Annotated in this window: 16 protein-coding genes; 5 read left to right on the plus strand and 11 right to left on the minus strand. The window is 72.1% G+C overall.

Annotated elements, in window-relative coordinates:
* Window positions 1-41: 41 nt before the first annotated feature.
* From OG580_RS26205 to OG580_RS26220, 4 genes are all read right to left on the minus strand, one after another.
* On the minus strand, window positions 42-1,193 hold the full coding sequence (locus OG580_RS26205; RefSeq protein ID WP_267046103.1) for a hypothetical protein: 1,152 nt from the start codon (window positions 1,191-1,193) through the stop codon (window positions 42-44).
* Window positions 1,175-1,903: an ABC transporter ATP-binding protein gene (locus OG580_RS26210; protein ID WP_267046104.1), complete on the minus strand. Its 729-nt coding sequence runs from the start codon at window positions 1,901-1,903 to the stop codon at window positions 1,175-1,177. Before OG580_RS26210 ends, OG580_RS26205 begins: the two co-directional genes overlap by 19 nt.
* Before the next feature lie 310 nt (window positions 1,904-2,213).
* Window positions 2,214-3,593, minus strand: coding sequence for an aspartate aminotransferase family protein (locus tag OG580_RS26215; RefSeq protein WP_267046105.1), 1,380 nt, complete (start codon window positions 3,591-3,593; stop codon window positions 2,214-2,216).
* On the minus strand, window positions 3,578-4,069 hold the full coding sequence (locus OG580_RS26220) for an Lrp/AsnC family transcriptional regulator (protein ID WP_267046106.1): 492 nt from the start codon (window positions 4,067-4,069) through the stop codon (window positions 3,578-3,580). Before OG580_RS26220 ends, OG580_RS26215 begins: the two co-directional genes overlap by 16 nt.
* 206 nt (window positions 4,070-4,275) lie before the next feature.
* Between OG580_RS26220 and OG580_RS26225 the strand changes: the two genes are divergently transcribed.
* From OG580_RS26225 to OG580_RS26235, 3 genes are all read left to right on the plus strand, one after another.
* Complete coding sequence (locus OG580_RS26225) at window positions 4,276-5,712, plus strand: gamma-aminobutyraldehyde dehydrogenase (RefSeq protein ID WP_267046107.1); 1,437 nt, start codon at window positions 4,276-4,278, stop codon at window positions 5,710-5,712.
* Window positions 5,713-5,857: 145 nt separating this feature from the next.
* Window positions 5,858-7,021 carry a PotD/PotF family extracellular solute-binding protein gene (locus tag OG580_RS26230; protein WP_267046108.1) on the plus strand — a complete coding sequence of 388 codons (1,164 nt, stop codon included), beginning with the start codon at window positions 5,858-5,860 and terminating at the stop codon, window positions 7,019-7,021.
* 121 nt (window positions 7,022-7,142) lie between these two features.
* Window positions 7,143-7,682, plus strand: a complete 540-nt coding sequence (locus tag OG580_RS26235) for a hypothetical protein (protein ID WP_267046109.1) — start codon at window positions 7,143-7,145, stop codon at window positions 7,680-7,682.
* Here OG580_RS26235 and OG580_RS26240 read toward each other — a convergent pair.
* Window positions 7,627-8,340, minus strand: coding sequence for an IclR family transcriptional regulator (locus OG580_RS26240; RefSeq protein WP_267046110.1), 714 nt, complete (start codon window positions 8,338-8,340; stop codon window positions 7,627-7,629). The genes OG580_RS26235 and OG580_RS26240 overlap by 56 nt on opposite strands.
* Window positions 8,341-8,413: 73 nt before the next feature.
* Here OG580_RS26240 and OG580_RS26245 point away from each other — a divergent pair, with 73 nt between their 5' ends.
* Window positions 8,414-9,064: a nitroreductase family protein gene (locus OG580_RS26245; protein ID WP_267046111.1), complete on the plus strand. Its 651-nt coding sequence runs from the start codon at window positions 8,414-8,416 to the stop codon at window positions 9,062-9,064.
* 18 nt (window positions 9,065-9,082) lie between these two features.
* On the opposite strand, the gene OG580_RS26250 is transcribed toward OG580_RS26245, so the two are convergent.
* The 6 genes from OG580_RS26250 to OG580_RS26275 all read right to left on the minus strand — a co-directional run bounded on the left by OG580_RS26250 (window position 9,083) and on the right by OG580_RS26275 (window position 14,779).
* Window positions 9,083-10,258 carry a serine hydrolase gene (locus OG580_RS26250; RefSeq protein ID WP_267046112.1) on the minus strand — a complete coding sequence of 392 codons (1,176 nt, stop codon included), beginning with the start codon at window positions 10,256-10,258 and terminating at the stop codon, window positions 9,083-9,085.
* A gap of 161 nt (window positions 10,259-10,419) precedes the next feature.
* Entirely contained in the window at window positions 10,420-11,091 is a 672-nt protein-coding gene (locus OG580_RS26255) for a response regulator transcription factor (protein WP_267046113.1), read from the minus strand.
* The gene (locus OG580_RS26260) at window positions 11,088-12,143 is read right to left on the minus strand and encodes a sensor histidine kinase (RefSeq protein ID WP_267048134.1); all 1,056 of its coding nucleotides are present in this window, start codon (window positions 12,141-12,143) and stop codon (window positions 11,088-11,090) included. Before OG580_RS26260 ends, OG580_RS26255 begins: the two co-directional genes overlap by 4 nt.
* A 119-nt stretch (window positions 12,144-12,262) precedes the next feature.
* Window positions 12,263-13,042: an SAM-dependent methyltransferase gene (locus OG580_RS26265; RefSeq protein ID WP_267046114.1), complete on the minus strand. Its 780-nt coding sequence runs from the start codon at window positions 13,040-13,042 to the stop codon at window positions 12,263-12,265.
* Window positions 13,039-13,728: a glycerophosphodiester phosphodiesterase gene (locus tag OG580_RS26270; RefSeq protein ID WP_267046115.1), complete on the minus strand. Its 690-nt coding sequence runs from the start codon at window positions 13,726-13,728 to the stop codon at window positions 13,039-13,041. Before OG580_RS26270 ends, OG580_RS26265 begins: the two co-directional genes overlap by 4 nt.
* A 19-nt stretch (window positions 13,729-13,747) precedes the next feature.
* Window positions 13,748-14,779, minus strand: a complete 1,032-nt coding sequence (locus OG580_RS26275; protein ID WP_267046116.1) for an adenosine deaminase — start codon at window positions 14,777-14,779, stop codon at window positions 13,748-13,750.
* Between the two features lie 75 nt (window positions 14,780-14,854).
* Between OG580_RS26275 and OG580_RS26280 the strand changes: the two genes are divergently transcribed.
* Window positions 14,855-15,541 carry a DUF4190 domain-containing protein gene (locus OG580_RS26280; protein ID WP_267046117.1) on the plus strand — a complete coding sequence of 229 codons (687 nt, stop codon included), beginning with the start codon at window positions 14,855-14,857 and terminating at the stop codon, window positions 15,539-15,541.
* Window positions 15,542-15,556: the final 15 nt, after the last annotated feature.

The following is a 15,556-nucleotide window of genomic DNA, read 5'->3' on the forward strand; positions in this document are numbered from 1 at the left end:
AGGGGCCCATGGCCTGTCCGGCCCGTCCGTCGGGCGGCCCGTCAGCCCGTCAGGGGGAGGGCCGCCAGCTCCGCGACGAACCAGGTCAGCGGTAGGAAGACGGCGACCAGCGCGCCCGCCCGCAGGAGGGCCGCCGTGCGCAGGACCGTGGGCGGGGCGCCCAGGCGGAGGAGGGCCTCGGTGGTGTGGGCGCGGCACTGCTTGGACTCCAGCGCCGCCGTGAGGAGCGTGGCCGTGGTGCAGGCCATGACGAGGGCCGCGCCCAGGCCGGTCAGCGGCCCGAAGGCGCCCGTACCCGTGCCCGAGTCGTACAGCGCGGCCGCCGCGAGCGTCCCCGAGAGCACCGCGCTGACCACCCCGAGCGGACGGCCGATACGGCGGGACTCGTCCATGAGGACACGCCCGGCGAGCAGCCGGGTGGCACCGGGCCGGACCGCCTGCAGCAGACGGCCGCAGCCGTACGTCAGGCCCGGGCCCGCCAGCGCGAGCCCGAAGGCGGTGAGCACCCAGCCGGCCAGGACGCCCGCCGGGCTGCCGTCGAAGCGGCCCGGCAGCGCGAGGCCGTCGCCGCCGCCGCTGCGGCCCGCGTACGTCTCGATGGCCAGGCCGACCGCGACGAGGGCGACGCCCCACGGCAGCCCGGACGGCACCGGCTTCTCGACGCCCTCCGGCTCGGTGGGCGCGGTGCGCGGGCGCAGCGCCAGACCCGCCGCCGCGGCGGCGACGACCGGCAGGACCGCGAGCAGGGTGAGGGCGGCCGCGACGGGCATCGGCCGGTCGGCGGCGAGGAGTTCGGCGGCCGCCCCGTCGAAGGGCAGGCCGGTGATGTCGCCGCGCAGGTGCAGGTAGACGAGGAGCGCGACCATGGAGCCGAGCGTGCAGGCGACGGCCGTCGAGGCGGCCGCGACGGCGGTGAGCCGGACGGGTCCGAGCCCGATCGCCGAGAGCCCGGGGCGCGGCCGGGTGCTGGGGTCGGTGCGGGCCACGGCGACGGCGAACTGGACGGTGGCGGCGAGCGGCAGGGCGCACCACAGCAGGCGCAGGACGGAGGTCGAGGACTGGGCCGGGTGCCCGACGGCGTATCCGAGGGTGCACAGGAGCAGGAAGCCCACCCCCGCGGCCGCGGCGGCGACGAGGAGCCGCCGGGTCAGGACGAGGGGGTGGCCCCCGCGGGCTAGACGGAGAGCGAGCACGCGGCGACGCCCTCCGCCCCTGACGCCGGGGGTACGGTGCCGACCCGGCGTCCGTCGAGCAGGGCGACCGTGCGGTCGGCGAGCGCCGCCACCTCGCCGTCGTGGGTGGCGAGGACCACGGTGATGCCGTGCGAGCGGGCCGCGGCCGTCAGGGTGCGCAGGACCTGCGCCCCGTCGGCGCGGTGCAGCGCGGCGGTGGGTTCGTCGGCGAAGAGCACCGAGGGGGTGGTGACGAGGGCGCGGGCGATCGCGATCCGCTGGCGCTGCGAGTGGGTGAGGGCGTGGGGCCGCTGGCGGGCGCAGGCGCCGATGTCGAGGCGCTCAAGCCACTCGGTCGCGGTGGTCTTCGCGGCCCGGTGGGAGGCGCCGCGGAGGAGCAGGGGGAGGGCGGCGTTCTCCCAGCCGGTGAGTTCGGGGACGAGGCCCGGCTCGGGGCCGATCCAGCCGAAGCGGTCGCGGCGGAGCCGTTCGCGCTGGGCCTGGCTCAGGGTGTGCACGGGGCTGCTGTTGAACCAGACCTCGCCCTGCTGGGCGACGAGCTGCCCGGAGAGGCATTGCATGAGAACGGTCTTGCCGCTGCCGCGCGGGCCGACGAGGGCGAGGATCTCGCCTTCGCGGACGCCGAGGGAGACGCCGCTGAGGGCGTCCGAACCGCCCAGGGCGCAGTGCAGGGAACGCGCCCAGAGCACGTCGTTGTCCGGTGGGGCCATCGCGTACACCTCGATGTCGGATCCGATCTGTGTTCCCCCGTCCGGGGGAACGAAGAGACGGGCCTTTCGGTCACTGGCGCCGTGCGGAATCAGGGAGCGGCCAGGGGAGCGCCCCCGGAAGGCGACCAGGGATGCACCGTAAGGATTCAGATCGGTTTGTAGGGACAGCACGCGGCCCGGGCATGCCACCATCCACTCGGATGGCGGCATGCCCGGGCCGTTGTCACGCCGTGAGGGCGGCGTGAGGTCCTTCGGGGGGTGTCCGGCGGATCAGGGCCGGACACCCGTCAGCCCCGGAGGGCGGGAAGGGTCAGAGCTTGGTCCACGCCTCGGTGAGCACCGAGCGCAGGATGCCTTCGATCTCGTCGAAGGTGCCCTGGTCGGCGATGAGCGGCGGGGCCAGCTGGATGACCGGGTCGCCACGGTCGTCGGCGCGGCAGTACAGGCCGTTCTCGAAGAGCGCCTTGGAGAGGAAGCCGTAGAGCACGCGCTCCGTCTCCTCGTCCGTGAAGGACTCCTTGGTGGCCTTGTCCTTCACGAGCTCGATGCCGTAGAAGAAGCCGTTGCCGCGGACGTCGCCGACGATCGGCAGGTCGTGCAGCTTCTTCAGGGTGTTGAAGAAGTTGCCCTCCTGGTCCAGCACGTGCTGGTTCAGGCCTTCCTTGTCGAAGATGTCGAGGTTGGCGATCGCGACCGCCGACGACACCGGGTGGCCACCGAAGGTGTAGCCGTGCAGGAAGGTGTTGTCGCCCTTGTAGAACGGCTCCGCGATGCGGTCCGAGACGATGCAGGCGCCGATCGGGGAGTAGCCCGAGGTCATGCCCTTGGCGCAGGTGATCATGTCCGGCACGTAGCCGAACTTGTCACAGGCGAACATCGTGCCGAGGCGGCCGAAGGCGCAGATCGTCTCGTCGGAGACGAGCAGCACGTCGTACTGGTCGCAGATCTCGCGGACGCGCTGGAAGTACCCGGGCGGCGGCGGGAAGCAGCCGCCGGCGTTCTGCACCGGCTCCAGGAAGACGGCCGCGACGGTGTCGGCGCCCTCGAAGAGGATCTCCTGCTCGATCTGGTCGGCGGCCCAGCGGCCGAAGGCCTCGGGGTCGTCGCCGTGGATCGGGGCGCGGTAGATGTTGGTGTTCGGCACCTTGTGCGCGCCGGGGACCAGCGGCTCGAAGGGGGCCTTGAGGGCCGGCAGACCCGTGATGGACAGGGCGCCCTGGGGGGTGCCGTGGTAGGCGACCGCACGCGAGATGACCTTGTACTTGGTGTGCTTGCCCTGCAGCTTGAAGTACTGCTTGGCGAGCTTCCACGCGGTCTCGACGGCCTCGCCGCCACCGGTGGTGAAGAACACCTTGTTCAGGTCGCCGGGGGCGTAGTCGGCCAGACGCTCCGCGAGCTCGACGGCCTTGGGGTGGGCGTACGACCACACGGGGAAGAACGCGAGTTCCTTGGCCTGCTTGTACGCGACCTCGGCCAGCTCCTCGCGGCCGTGTCCGGCGTTGACCACGAAGAGACCCGCGAGACCGTCGAGGTAGCGCTTGCCCTTGTCGTCGAAGATGTAGGTGCCCTCACCACGCACGATGGTGGGAACGGGCGAGTTCTCGTACGACGACATGCGGGTGAAGTGCATCCACAGGTGGTCGTAGGCGGTCTTGCTGAGGTCCTGGCTCACGGCTATCGGGTTCCCCACATATAGGTCTGCTTCTTGAGCTTGAGGTAGACGAAGCTCTCGGTGGAGCGCACGCCGGGGAGAGTGCGGATGCGCTTGTTGATCACATCCAGCAGATGGTCGTCGTCCTCACAGACGACTTCCACCATGAGGTCGAACGAGCCCGCGGTCATCACCACGTACTCGCACTCGGCCATGGCCGTCAGTGCCTCCGCAACCGGATCGAGGTCACCCTCGACGTGGATGCCGACCATCGCCTGCCGCCGGAATCCCACGGTGAGAGGGTCGGTGACGGCGACGATCTGCATGACGCCCTGGTCGAGCAGCTTCTGGACGCGTTGGCGTACGGCGGCTTCGGAAAGACCGACGGCCTTTCCTATCGCCGCGTAGGGACGGCGCCCGTCCTGCTGGAGCTGTTCGATGATTGCCAGGGAGACGGCATCGATCGTCGGGGACGAACCGGTTCCGGTTCTGGAGTCTGTGCTTCGACTGGCCACACCTCACTGTGCACCGAGACTCGTCGGTCTTGCAAGCCCGGAGCGATGTAATTCGTTGCGAGAGGGTCTAGATCTCACTGAATCCGAAGATACGGGGGGCCGGGCCTGTTGAAAGCGTCTGCCGAGCGACTAGGCTGAGGTGTCTCGCCTATCGGGACACCGCACAAGGATGTGCGACGACAGAACGTGACAGGAGGGGTGGCCAAGTGACCACCGAGCTGCGCCGGCTGCGTAACTACATCAACGGGGAGTTCCGCGACGCGGCCGACGGCCGCACCATCGAGGTCGTCAACCCGGCCACCGAAGAGGTGTACGCGACCTCGCCGCTCTCCGGCCAGGCCGACGTCGACGCCGCCATGGAGGCCGCCGCGGCCGCCTTCCCCGCCTGGCGTGACAGCACCCCGGCCGAGCGCCAGAAGGTGCTCCTCAAGATCGCCGACGCCTTCGAGGAGCGCGCCGAGGACCTCATCGCCGCCGAGGTGCTGAACACCGGCAAGCCGACCGCCCTCGTCGCGAGCGAGGAGGTACCGCCGATGGTGGACCAGATCCGCTTCTTCGCCGGTGCCGCCCGCATGCTCGAGGGCCGCTCGGCCGGCGAGTACATGGAGGGCATGACCTCCATCGTCCGCCGCGAGCCCGTGGGTGTCTGTGCCCAGGTCGCGCCGTGGAACTACCCGATGATGATGGCCGTGTGGAAGTTCGCCCCGGCGCTCGCCGCGGGCAACACCGTCGTCCTCAAGCCCTCGGACACGACCCCCGCGTCGACCGTCCTGATGGCCGAGATCATCGGGCAGATCGTCCCCAAGGGCGTCTTCAACGTCATCTGCGGTGACCGCGAGACCGGCAAGGCGATGGTCGAGCACCCGACCCCGGCGATGGCCTCCATCACCGGCTCGGTCCGTGCCGGCATGCAGGTCGCCGAGTCGGCGGCCAAGGACGTCAAGCGCGTCCACCTGGAGCTGGGCGGCAAGGCCCCGGTCGTCGTCTTCGAGGACACCGACATCGACAAGGCCGTCGAGGACATCTCGGTCGCGGGCTACTTCAACGCCGGCCAGGACTGCACGGCCGCCACCCGCGTCCTCGTCCACGAGTCCATCCACGACGAGTTCGTCGCCGCCCTCGCCAAGGCCGCCGCCGCGACGAAGACCGGCCAGCCGGACGACGAGGACGTGCTCTACGGCCCGCTGAACAACGCCAACCAGCTTCGGCAGGTCTCCGGCTTCATCGAGCGCCTCCCGGCGCACGCCAAGGTCGAGTCCGGCGGTCACCGCGTCGGCGACAAGGGCTACTTCTACGCCCCGACCGTCGTCTCCGGCCTCAAGCAGGACGACGAGATCATCCAGAACGAGGTCTTCGGCCCGGTCATCACCGTCCAGTCCTTCACGGACGAGGCCCAGGCCCTGGAGTACGCGAACGGCATCGAGTACGCCCTCGCCTCCTCCGTCTGGACCAAGGACCACGCGCGCGCGATGCGCATGTCCAAGGCCCTCGACTTCGGCTGCGTGTGGATCAACACCCACATCCCGCTCGTCGCCGAGATGCCCCACGGCGGCTACAAGAAGTCCGGCTACGGCAAGGACCTCTCCGCGTACGGCTTCGAGGACTACACGCGCATCAAGCACGTGATGACCTCCCTGGCCTGATCACCACCCGGCGCGTGAACCGCGGCCCCGGCATCCTGGTCGACAGGATGTCGGGGCCGCGCGCCGTCGCTCGACGTACCGTCCATTGCCGCAGGTGGCGACGGGTGTGGATGCTGGGTCGGTGAGAGCGATAGCCAGGAACAGCATGTCCCGCCGGTCCCTGCTTCGAGGGATCGGCGGTGTCGGGGCGGCCACGGTGCTCGCCGGGTGCGGTGTCCCCGCGGCCTATGTCGACGAGCGGGACCGGGCGGGCCGGGACCTCTCCGCACGCGACCGGACCCTCGACTTCGCCAACTGGCCGCTCTACATCGACACCGATGACGACGACACGTCGAAGCGCCCGACGCTGAACGCCTTCCGCGAGCGCACCGGGATCTCCGTCCGCTACACGGAGGAGATCAACGACAACGACGAGTTCTTCGGGAAGATCGGCCCGTCCCTGATGAACCACCAGGAGACCGGCCGGGACCTGATCGTCGTCAGCGACTGGATGGCCGCCCGCTTCGTCCGCCTCGGCTGGGTCCAGGAGATGGACCGCGCCGCCCAGCCGCACGTCGCGGAGCACCTGAACCCGCAGCTGAGGTCGCCCGCCTTCGACGCCGGCCGGCTGCGCAGCGTGCCCTGGCAGTCCGGGATCACCGGTATCGCGTACAACCGGAAGAAGCTCGGCCGGGAACTCCGCTCCACGAAGGAGCTGTGGGACGACGACCTGCGCGGCAAGGTCACCCTGCTCTCCGGCCTCGACGAGTCCATGTCCCTGCTCCTGCAGGGCAACGGCGTCGACGTGACCCGGTGGACGGGCGACGACTTCCACGCCCTGTGCGAGCAGGTCGAGGGACTCGTCCGGAAGAAGCACATCCGCCGCTTCACCGGCAACGACTACATCAAGGACCTCTCCACCGGCGACGTGCTCGCCTGCCAGGCGTACTCCGGCGACGTCATCCAGCTCCAGGCCGACAACCCGGACATCGAGTTCGTCGTGCCCGAGGAGGGCGGTGAGCTGTGGGCCGAGTCCCTGCTCATCCCCAACCGTGCCCAGCACAAGACCAACGCCGAGAAGCTGATCGACTACTACTACGAGCCCGAGGTCGCCGCCGAGCTGGCCGCCTGGGTCAACTACGTCTGCCCGGTGCCGGCCGCGCAGGCCGTCCTCGCCGACTCCGGCGACGAGGAGCTGGTCGCCCTCGCCGAGGACCCGCTGATCTTCCCGGACGCCGACATGCGGAGCCGCCTCGCCATCGCCCGGGACGTCCGCGCCGACGAGCGCCAGGAGTTCGCGAAGCGGTGGAACGCGATCGTGGGGCTGTGAGGTCGGGTCGTGAGGTCGGGTCGTGAGCCCGGGGCTGTGAGTCCAGGTTCGTGAGTGGGGGTCCGCGCGTGAGGCGGGCCCCCGTTTTTGAACGCGTTCATGAGGGGCGTACGCTGCCGCCATGAGCGACTCGAACGGGCCGAGAGCCCTTCTCACGCGCATCCGCGGCTGGCTGGTCGTCTTCGTCGTCTGCCTGGTCCTGAGCGGCGCCACCGCCTTCCCGCTCGTCACCGAACTCCGGCTGCTCGACGAGGCCTTGGCCTCGTGGGCGGCGCCCGTCGCCGAGCTGTTCCCCGGACTCGCCGAGTGGATCGCCCGGGTGCGGGACGGGGTCCAGGCCGCCGACGAGCAGGCGCCGTACCTCCTCTACGGAACGGACTGGCTCGCCTTCGCCCACCTCGTCATCGCGGTCGCCTTCTACGGCGTGTACCGCGACCCCGTCCGCAACATCTGGGTCGTCGAGTTCGGGATGATCGCCTGCGCGGGCATCGTCCCGCTCGCCCTGATCTGCGGGCCGATCCGGGACATCCCCTTCTGGTGGTCGGTCATCGACATGTCCTTCGGCGTCGTCGGGATCCTGCCGCTGCTCGTCGTACGCCGGATGATCAAGCGCCTGGAGGCCGCGACGACGGCTCCGGCGCCGGAGGCCGTACCCGCGTAGCGGCCTCCCGGACCGCCGCCGTCACCCGGTCCAGGGGTACGCCGGTGGGGACGGTCACCCCCAGGGCGGCGACCGTCCCGGACGGGCCCCGCACCGGAGCGGCCACCGTGATCTCGCCCAGGCGGTGCTCCTCGGCGCAGACCGCGAGGCCCTCCGCGCGGATCCGGGCCAGCTGGGCGGCCAGGAGCGCGGGGGAGACCACCGTGTGGCGGGTGTGACGAGCGGGTCGGGGGAGGCCCGTCGGGGGAGCGGTGAGCAGGACCTTGCCGTACGCCGTCGCGTGACCCGGCAGCCGCTCCCCGCTCACCAGGCACAGCACACCGTCGGTTCCGGGGCCGGAGAGCACCGCCACGTCCGCGTGACCGCCCGTCCTGGCGCCCAGGGCCCGCAGCGCCGGCAGCGCCGCGTCGAGGAGACCGCGCGGGCAGGGCGCCGCGGCGCCGAGCGCCCGCAGCCGCAGACCCAGTCGGTACGTACCGTCCGCGCCCCGCTCCAGACCGCCCCAGGCCACCAGCTCCCGCACCATGCGCAGGGCCGTCGGCGCCGGGAGCCCCGTCCGCGCCGCGATGTCGGTGAGCCGCAGCGCCGCCGGACCGCCCCGCGTCACGTCGAAGGCGTCCAGTACCGAGAAGAGCCGTCCCGCCACGCTCTCGCCCATGTCGCCGACCGCGCCTTTCACTCAGTGGAAGCCCGGACTTCCCGCCCCGCCGGGCCCGTACGAGGCTCAACGCATGAACCTCGGTCTCGCTTCCGACACCCTGCTCTCCACCACCCGCGCCGTCCGCCACCGCCTCGACCTCACCCGGCCCGTGCCGCGCGAGCTCCTGGAGGAGTGCGTGGACCTCGCCGTCCAGGCGCCCACCGGACGCAACCGGCAGCGCTGGCACTTCGTGATCGTCACCGATCCGGCCCGCCGCGCCGTCCTCGCCGACCTGTGGCGGGCCTCCCTGACCGCGCCGGGCGCCCACCAGCCACTGCCGGACCGGGACGTGCGCAGGGCCGAGGTCGCGCCCGGCGTCATGGACCGCGTGTACGCGGGCGTCGGGCACCTGCACCGGCACCTGCACGAGGTGCCCGCGTACGTCATCCCCTGCGTCGAGGGCCGTACCGAGGGCGCCGCCGTCACTCACCAGGCCGGCACCTGGGGGTCGATCCTGCCCGCCGCCTGGAGCTTCATGCTCGCCGCCCGCGAGCGCGGGCTCGGCACGGTGTGGACGACGGGGAACCTGCCGATGGAGCGGGAGTTCGCGCGATTCCTCGGCATCCCCTACGAGCACGTCATGCAGGCGGCCTTCATCCCCGTCGCGTACACGATCGGCACCGACTTCCGGCCCGCCCGGCGCATCCCGCGTGAGCAGGTGCTCCACTGGGACGCGTGGTGAGCCGCCGCGGGCGGTTGATCAGTCGGGGAGGCCGTACGCCGACACCATCACGGTCAGCGCCGTCCGGTTCATGTCCTGGCCCTTGGCGTCGGTGGAGTTGACGCTGTAGACGAGGGTGCGGGCGCCGTCGCGGGTCGAGGCGATGGCCGTGTTGTAGCCCCAGCGGCCGCCCGTCTTGCCCCACACCTCGCGTCCGCCGAGCCGCTTCATCGACAGGCCCGCGGCGTACGCGGCCGGGTCGCCCGTCTTCACGTCCGGGACCTTCGGCAGCGTGAACATCTCCTCCAGGAGCGGCCCGCGCACCACCCGGCCCGCGAACAGCGCCCGGGTGAACCGCTCCAGGTCGGCGGTGGTCGAGACGAGGTCGCCCGCCGCCCAGCCGTCCGTCGTCCCCCACACGGAGACGTCGCGCAGCCCGGTCGTGCCGTCATCGAGCGACATCCGCTGGTAGCCGTGGTTGTACGGGCCGTCGATCCCCGGGTCCGTGCCCGGGAAGTAGCTGTCCCGGAGGCCGAGCGGGCGCAGGATCCGGCGCTCCACCTGCCGCTCGTACGTGTCGCCCGTGACCCGCTCCACGATCAGGCCGGCGATCGTGTAGCCGATGTTGAGGTAGTGCTGCCCGGTGCCCGGCCGGAACTCGCGCGGCTTCGCCGTCGCCGAGCGGACCATGTCCTCGGGGTCGTGGACCTGGAAGCGGTTCGCGTACCACTCCTCGACGGTCGCGCCCGGGAAGTCGGGGGCGGGGATGCCGTGGGTGTGGTTCAGCAGCTGGCGGACGGTCACCGTGGCGTACCGGCCGGGGATCAGCTCCGGGAGGTACGAGCGGGCCGACCGGTCCAGGTCGATCCGGCCCTCCGCGGCGAGCTGGAGGACGGTCGCCGCCGTGAACACCTTCGTCACCGACCCGGCCCGGAAGCGGCCGGCCGGGTCGGCCGGGGCGCCGCTCTCCAGGTCGTGCACGCCGGAACTCCCCTGCCAGGAGCCCTCGGTGCCGCCGACCCGGACCAGCGCCGCCGTCGCGTCGGCGCGGGGGAGTCCGGCGATCGCCGCCGACATCGCCGCGTCCAGGGAGGAGGCCGAGGCCTCCTGCGCGGCGGCCGTGGGGGTCGCGGCGCCGGCCGGGACGACCGCAGGCCCTGCGGCGACCCCCAGGACCAGGGCGGCGGCGAGCAGCGTGCGGGTGGACTTCCTCATGGTCAACTCCGGTGGTGTGAGCCGTTGTTCTCGATGGCTCCATCCTGCTGACCAGGGGTGATCCACGGATCGCCCGCGCCGGTGGTCTTGACGGGGGCGATTCCTCGCCGACGCGGGGGAGGGAAGCGCCCTCGCCTCCCCCGCGCGGGGGAGGCGACGGGTCAGGACGGCGACGAGCCCGCCGCCACCAGCCCGGTCTCGTACGCGCAGATCACCGCCTGGATCCGGTCGCGCAGCCCCAACTTGGCCAGCACGTTGCCCACATGGGTCTTCACCGTGTGGTCGCTGACCACCAGCTCCGCCGCGATCTCCGCGTTGGACAGGCCGCGCGCGAGCAGCAGGAGCGTCTCCCGCTCCCGGCCGGTCAGCACGTCGAGCCGCGGGTCCGGGCCGGGGGCCGTCCGGCGCGGACCGCCCGAGGTGTACTGCTCCACGAGCCGCCGGGCCACGGAGGGCGCGAGCAGCGAGTCGCCCGCCGCCACGACCCGTACCGCGTGCACCAGGTCGTCCCTGCGCACGTCCTTGAGGAGGAAACCGCTCGCCCCCGCGTGCAGCGCCTCGTACACGTACGCGTCGGTGTCGAAGGTCGTCAGGATCACCGTCCGGCAGCGGGACTCCGCGCTGATCGTCCGGCAGGCCTCGATGCCGTCCGTCCGGGGCATCCGGATGTCGAGCAGCGCCACGTCGGGCGCGTGGAGCCGGACCGCCTCGACCGCCTCCACGCCGTCACCGGCCTCCGCGACCACCTCGATGTCCGGCTGCGCGTCCAGGATCATCGCGAAGCCGCTGCGGACCAGCTCCTGGTCGTCGGCGACCACCACGCGGATCGTCATGCCCCCACCTCCGCCGCGGAGGGTACGGGGAGCAGTACCCGCACCTCGAAGCCCCGGCCACCGGGGCCGGGGCCCATCGCCGCCGTACCGCCGTGCGCCGCCGCCCGTTCCCGGATGCCGACCAGTCCGTGGCCACCGGAGCCCGCCCGCGGGCCCCGCCCGTCGTCCGTCACGGTCACGCGCAACGCGCCTTCCTCATGGGCCAGTCGGATGTCGACCGTATGGGCCTGGGCGTGCTTCACCACGTTCGTCAGGGCCTCCTGGACGATCCGGTAGGCGCTCGCGCCGGTCGCGGCGGGCAGGGAACGCACCCCGCCCTCCGTCGCGTAGGTGACCGCGAGACCGCCGGCCCGGACCCGCTCCACCAGCTCGGGAACGCCCGCGAGATCGGGCTGCGGCTCCCGGGGGGCCGGTTCGCCGCTCGCCGGCCCCTCGCGCAGCACCCCGAGCATCTGCCGCAGTTGGGCCATCGCGTCGCGGCCCGTCGCCGAGATCGCCTCGAAGGCGGCCTCGGCGCGCTCCGGGGCCGCCCGTACCGCCACCGGTCCCGCCTCCGCCTGCACGACCATCAGGCTTACGGCGTGCGACAGGATGTCGTGCATCTCCCGTGCGATCCGGGCCCGTTCGCGGGTGGCGGCCCGCTCGGCCTCGATCCGGTGCTCCCGCTGCCGGGCCTCCTGGAGTCGACCGAAGACGTACGCGGCACCGAAGACGAAGAGGGAGAAGGTCAGTTCACGCGCCGACTGCGTGTTGAGCCAGACCGAGGCCGGCACCGCGACCACCAGCAGCGCCGCCGTCACGAGTCGCTTCCACGGCGGGGAGAGCACGGCGATCGTGTAGACGCTGACGAGCCCGGTGTACGGCAGCGGCTGCCCCGGTCCCTCCAGGGCCAGCTTGTACAGCGTGCTCGCCGCCAGGATCGCGAGCAGGACGGCGAGCGGCGCGCGCCGCCGCCAGACCAGCGGCAGCACGGTGAGCGTCGTCAGCCCGTACGCCGGCCAGGTCGCCGGCTCCAGCTCGGCCGGGCGCGGCACCACGAAGGGCATCGTCATCGCCGCCTGCACGAGGAGCGCGATCCCGATGTCCACCGCCGACGGGTTCGCCGCGGCCCAGCTCAGCGCCCGCTCGCGCCCGTTCCTCACGACTCCGGGCACGTCCCCCCGTATGTCCATTACGGCTTGCGGCCCACCGCGCCGAACTGCGCCACCTCGGCCGCCCCTTCGGCACGCCACCGCGCGCAGGAGACGATGCCGGGCTCCAGCAGGTCGAGCCCCTCCAGGAAGGAGGTGAACTCGGCCCGGTCGCGGGCGGTGATCGGCGGGGTCGCGTTCTCGTTCCAGAACGCCATGGCGGCCTTGTTGCCCTCGCCGCCGAGCTCCGGCTCCAGCGTCGGGTGGGTCAGGACGAGGTAGCTGCCGGAGGGGACGGCGTCCATCAGGGTCCGGACGATCTTCCGGGCCTCGTCCGTGTCCAGGACGAAGTTGAGGATGCCGAGCATCAGCACCGCGACCGGGCGCGAGAAGTCGAGCGTCGTGCCGGCGGCGGCGAGGATCTTCTCGGGGTCCCGCGCGTCCGCGTCCACGTACTCGGTGACGCCGTCCGGCGCGCTCGTCAGGAGTGCGCGGGCGTGGGTGAGGACGATCGGGTCGTTGTCGACGTAGACGATCCGGGCGTCGGCGGCGGCCCGCTGGGCCACCTCGTGGGTGTTGTCGGCGGTCGGCAGGCCCGTACCGATGTCCAGGAACTGGCGCACGCCCGCGTCGGCGGCCAGATGGGTCACCGCCCGGCCGAGGAACGCCCGGTCGGCGCGCGCGACCTCGCCGATGCTCGGGTAGAAGGCGGTGACCTGGTCGCCGACCGCGCGGTCCACCGGGTAGTTGTCCTTGCCGCGCAGCCAGTAGTTCCACACCCGGGCGTTGTGGGCGATGTCGGTGCGGATCCGGTCGGTCATGCGCGAGCCTTTCGCAGGGCGGCGGCGAGTGTGTCGACCCGGTTCGTGGTGATCGAGTCGACTCCGTTGGCGATCAGCCTACGCATGGTGCGGGCGGTGTCGGCCGTCCAGGCCGAGACGAGCAGTCCGTCCCGGTGGACGCGCTCGGTCAGCTCGGGACTCACCAGGCCGAAGCGGTAGTTGAGCCACTTCGGCCTGACCGCGTCGAGGAGCACCCGCCGGGGCGGGGCGAGCGTGGTCCAGGTCAGGGCGATCTCGGCGGACGGGTCGGCGGCCCGTACCTGGAGCATCGCCACGGACCCGGCGCAGTAGTACACCCGCTCCCCGGCCCCGCACTCGCGGACCGTGCCGACGATCGTGCGGACCGAGTCCTCGTTCCCGCCGGGCAGGTCCAGCATCAGCCGGTGCGCGCCGGCGGTGAGCAGCGCCTCGCGGAGGGTCGGGACGCCGTCGTACGTCAGCTCGCGCAGCTGCTCGTACGAGAGCCGGGACAGGGGCCGGTCATGGCCCCACAGCCGCTTGAGGGTGTCGTCGTGGAGGAGGACGGGCACCCCGTCCCTCGTGAGCCGGACGTCGATCTCGACCGCGTCCGCCCCCCGCTCGATCGCCGAGGCGATCGAGGGGAGCGTGTTCTCACGGACGCGGTACGGGTCGCCGCGATGACCTACGACAGTGACAGGGCGCATGGCCCCATTCTCACCGTCGTCAGCGCGCCAGCCAGCCGTCCGTGTACGTGTCGATCTCGGCGGCGATCCGGGCCTTGCCGGCCGCGTCGAGGAAGGACGCCTCCACCGCGTTCTTGGCGAGGGCGGCGACACCGCGCTCGTCGAGGCCGAGGAGCCGGGCGGCCACCGCGTACTCGGTGTTGAGATCCGTGCCGAACATCGGCGGGTCGTCGCTGTTGACGGTGACGAGGACCCCGGCGTCCACCATCTGCCGGATCGGGTGCTCGTCCAGGGTGGCGACGGCCCGCGTGGCGATGTTGGAGGTCGGGCAGACCTCCAGGGCGATGCGGTGCTCGGCCAGGTGGGCGAGGAGCGCCGGGTCCCGGACCGAGCTGGTGCCGTGGCCGATGCGCTCGGCGCCCAGCTCGTTGATCGCGTCCCAGACGGTCTCCGGGCCGGTCGTCTCGCCCGCGTGCGGGACGGAGTGCAGACCGGCGGCGCGCGCCAGGTCGAAGTACGGCTTGAACTGCGGACGCGGGACCCCCACCTCGGGGCCGCCGAGACCGAAGGAGACCAGGCCCTCGGGGCGGATCCCGTCGGTCGTGGCGAGCCGCGCGGTCTCCTCGGCGGAGACGAGGCCGGCCTCGCCGGGGATGTCGAAGCACCAGCGCAGGATCGTGCCGAACTCGGACTCCGCCGCCTTGCGGGCGTCCTCGATCGCCGCCATGAAGGCGCGCTCGTCGATGCCCCGGCGGGTGGAGGAGTACGGCGTGATGGTCAGCTCGGCGTACCGGATGTTCTGCCGGGCCATGTCCCTGGCGATCTCGAAGGTCAGCAGCCGGACGTCCTCCGGGGTGCGGACCAGGTCGACGACCGACAGGTAGACGTCGATGAAGTGCGCGAAGTCCGTGAACGTGAAGTAGTCGCTGAGGGCCTCCGGGTCCGTGGGGACCTTGGAGTCCGGGTGCCGGGCGGCGAGCTCGGCGACGATCCGCGGCGAGGCGGAGCCGACGTGGTGGACGTGCAGCTCGGCCTTGGGGAGGCCGGCGATGAAGGGATGGAGGTCGGTCATCGGATCATCGTAGGCCGGACGGTTCCCCCTCAGGGGTGAGGTCGTAGCATGGCGTGACCACGATGGGGGAGGCCCATGTCTGACAACCGAGACCAGCCGCAGGGCGGGTACGACCCGGCGGACCCGTGGGCTCCGCCGAACCGCGACGGCGTGGAGCTGAGCAAGCCCGTGACGCCGCCGGTGCACGACCAGCAGACCGTCACGTCCATGCCGGCCGCGACCGGCCCCGGCGGCGAGGTTCCGCCGCCCCCGGTCGCCCCCGGCGGCCCGGCGGCCACGCCCGGCTACGGATACCCGACGGCCACGCCGCCCGCCGGCACCTACGGATACCCGACGGCCGCGCCCGGCGCGTACGGCTACCCGACGGCCCCGACCCCGCCGGTCACCGCGGGGTACGGCTATCCCGGACACGGCCAGCCCGGCTGGCAGCCGCCGCAGAACAACAACGGCATGGGTACGGCGTCGATGGTGCTGGGCATCCTCGCCGTCGCGCTCTCGTTCTGCTCCTACGGCATCCTCGGCCTGATCCTGGGCGGGGTCGCGCTGCCCCTCGGCATCGCGGGCCGCAAGAGGCACCTGCGGGGCGAGGCGAACAACCGGGGACAGGCCGTGGCCGGCATCACGCTCGGTTCCATCGGCATCGCCCTCGGGCTCGCGGGCATCGCCCTCATCATCTTCATCGCCACGAACGCGGACGAGTGGAGCGACAGCACGGACGACCCCTGGTCGCCGAGCCAGACCTTCGGCGTCGCCGCTCGCTGAGCGGCACGTCACGGG

Source organism: Streptomyces sp. NBC_00094 (assembly GCF_026343125.1).
Classification (GTDB): domain Bacteria; phylum Actinomycetota; class Actinomycetes; order Streptomycetales; family Streptomycetaceae; genus Streptomyces.

Coding starts and splice junctions, on each gene's coding strand:
- OG580_RS26270 (WP_267046115.1), bottom strand. CDS start 13,728: ATGCGCCCTGTCACTGTCGTAGGTCATCGCGGCGACCCGTACCGCGTC.
- OG580_RS26230 (WP_267046108.1), top strand. CDS start 5,858: ATGTCCCGCCGGTCCCTGCTTCGAGGGATCGGCGGTGTCGGGGCGGCC.
- OG580_RS26245 (WP_267046111.1), top strand. CDS start 8,414: ATGAACCTCGGTCTCGCTTCCGACACCCTGCTCTCCACCACCCGCGCC.
- OG580_RS26250 (WP_267046112.1), bottom strand. CDS start 10,258: ATGAGGAAGTCCACCCGCACGCTGCTCGCCGCCGCCCTGGTCCTGGGG.
- OG580_RS26240 (WP_267046110.1), bottom strand. CDS start 8,340: ATGGGCGAGAGCGTGGCGGGACGGCTCTTCTCGGTACTGGACGCCTTC.
- OG580_RS26275 (WP_267046116.1), bottom strand. CDS start 14,779: ATGACCGACCTCCATCCCTTCATCGCCGGCCTCCCCAAGGCCGAGCTG.
- OG580_RS26280 (WP_267046117.1), top strand. CDS start 14,855: ATGTCTGACAACCGAGACCAGCCGCAGGGCGGGTACGACCCGGCGGAC.
- OG580_RS26265 (WP_267046114.1), bottom strand. CDS start 13,042: ATGACCGACCGGATCCGCACCGACATCGCCCACAACGCCCGGGTGTGG.
- OG580_RS26255 (WP_267046113.1), bottom strand. CDS start 11,091: ATGACGATCCGCGTGGTGGTCGCCGACGACCAGGAGCTGGTCCGCAGC.
- OG580_RS26235 (WP_267046109.1), top strand. CDS start 7,143: ATGAGCGACTCGAACGGGCCGAGAGCCCTTCTCACGCGCATCCGCGGC.
- OG580_RS26260 (WP_267048134.1), bottom strand. CDS start 12,143: ATGACGATGCCCTTCGTGGTGCCGCGCCCGGCCGAGCTGGAGCCGGCG.
- OG580_RS26210 (WP_267046104.1), bottom strand. CDS start 1,903: ATGGCCCCACCGGACAACGACGTGCTCTGGGCGCGTTCCCTGCACTGC.